The organism is Alkalibaculum bacchi (assembly GCF_937875145.1).
Lineage (GTDB): Bacteria > Bacillota > Clostridia > Eubacteriales > Alkalibacteraceae > Alkalibaculum > Alkalibaculum bacchi_A.
The window spans coordinates 1-2061 of record NZ_CALNCS010000050.1 but is presented as its reverse complement, the minus strand read 5'-3'; the positions used below and the strand labels follow the sequence as shown (position 1 = coordinate 2061).

The 2061-nt window shown below is 33.6% G+C and carries 1 protein-coding gene; it reads left to right on the top strand.

The features are described from left to right. Window positions 1-212: 212 nt before the first annotated feature. On the top strand, window positions 213-1466 hold the full coding sequence (locus Q7P22_RS03060) for a transposase (RefSeq protein ID WP_303860483.1): 1254 nt from the start codon (window positions 213-215) through the stop codon (window positions 1464-1466). Window positions 1467-2061: the final 595 nt, after the last annotated feature.

Genomic DNA, 2061 nt, shown 5'->3' with positions numbered 1-2061 from the left:
GTTGCAGTGCCATATTGCTATCAAATAATATTTGAAAAGTCAATACAGGAATAGCTTGAGTTTCCGTGTTTTTATCCACAGGCTAGTAATTTAGCAAGAATAGTTATTAACAACTTTCATAAAAGCCTAAAATATAAGGAATCTTCTTCCTTTTTGATGTAAAATTAAGCTACTAAGAAAAATCTTACTAAACAAAAAGGAAGGGATCCCTTATGACTAATCTTACATCAAATACCTACACAATGAAACGAGAAATATTAAATTTTACAAATAAATTTTCGAAAGTACTTTTTAAGCCAGCACAAAAATTTATGGCTGATATGATTTATGGAATGCTTGCTTCAAAAAGTTGTCTTCTCACCGACATTGTTGATCAGCTTCATGAATCTTCAAAAAAAGTAAATATTGTTGAAAGGCTCTCAAAAAATCTGCTTAAAGGAATTCCAGATCAACTTCAAAATTCTTATCTGGACACTATCAAGAAATTGGTTCCTGATGAGCCTGTGATTCATATAGATGACAGTGATATCACAAAACCAAACGGCTATAAATTCGAATCTCTTGACATTGTCCGTGATGGCTCAGAAAGTACTAGTACAAAAAATGTTTTCAAAAAAGGATATCTTGTTACGGAAGCTTGTGTACTTACTAAAAACAACCATCCTGTAAGTATTTTTTCACAAATTTATTCTTCTAAAGAAAAGGACTTTACTTCCACTAATGACGTTACTTTTGCAGCTATGGAACGTGGTTCTGCTATATTTGGAAAGGCTACCTACATTATGGACAGAGGCTATGATAGTAATAAAATGTTCTTGAAAATGGATGAACTAGGTCAAGATTATGTCATTCGTCTCACTGCTAGGCGAAAGCTGCTTTATCACCAAAACTGGACACCTGCCACAGAGCTTTGTGAACGTCGAAAGGGTAAGATTAAAATGTCGTTGTACTACAAGGGCAAACAGCACGATGCTTACCTTTCCCATGTAAAGGTGCAGATAACTGCTTCTAGAAAAGATATCTATCTGGTTCTTGTTTATGGCATTACGGAGCACCCCATGATGCTTGCAACAAATAAGGAAATCAAATCAAAAGATGATGTGATAAATATTGCGAACTTATATTTTTCAAGATGGCGCATAGAAGAATATTTTCGCAGTAAAAAACAGATCTTTCAGTTTGAGAATTTTCGTGTAAGAAAACTCATCGCTATCAACGCATTGAATTTCTATATAACTCTATGCATGGAATTTTTAGCGCTACTTTCAATGAAACCAGAGACAAGTGCCCTTAAAGTTGCAATTATAAAATCAGCAAACCCAATAAAGGAAAAAGTTTATTTTAACTATTACCGACTTGCAAAAGGTGTTTCTGGAATATTGTCGTATGCAAGAGAGGGCATCAGGCATTGGTTCAAGACAAAGCGCCCTACATACCGTCAACTTAGTTTCAAATTTGCCACCTAAATCGGTAAACTATTCGTTTTCTAAATGCAATTAACGGAAACTCAAGGCTATGTAGATAAAAGTAACTTTATCCGAAAGTTTAAATCTATTGAAGGGATTACTCCTATGAATTATAGATCTATATCAGCACAAAATAATGATTAAATGGGTGACAGCCCACTATGGGCGCCATTTGTTAACCTAAAGCAAGAGCTTCATCGTGGGGTAGAGTCTCTAAAGAAATTTAATGTACAAATTTGCATACTAGTTTATTTTTTGAATATGACATAAGGCTTTTATTTTCTCAAAATTAAAAGGTTGGGGGGATATCGTTTTTAGCTTATGTATATAACTGCATATAGTTGAAATTACTGATGATGTGCAATTAGTTCTAATTGTTATACAATTACGATAAATTCAAAACATTAAAATAATTACATATCCGGAGGGAGGCAATAGCCATAAGCGGTAAAATAATAGCATCATAAGTTACTAACGAATATAGAAAGAAAAAGGAGGGAACTAATTGCAAAAGACAATGGACTCACAAAATGTTTTACTAGGGCGCAAACAGCATACAAAGAGAGATAAATCCGCCAAATCTTTAAAAAACAAT

Excerpts from the sequence above, each read along its gene's own strand:
- Q7P22_RS03060 (WP_303860483.1), top strand. The coding sequence starts at position 213 with ATGACTAATCTTACATCAAATACCTACACAATGAAACGAGAAATATTA.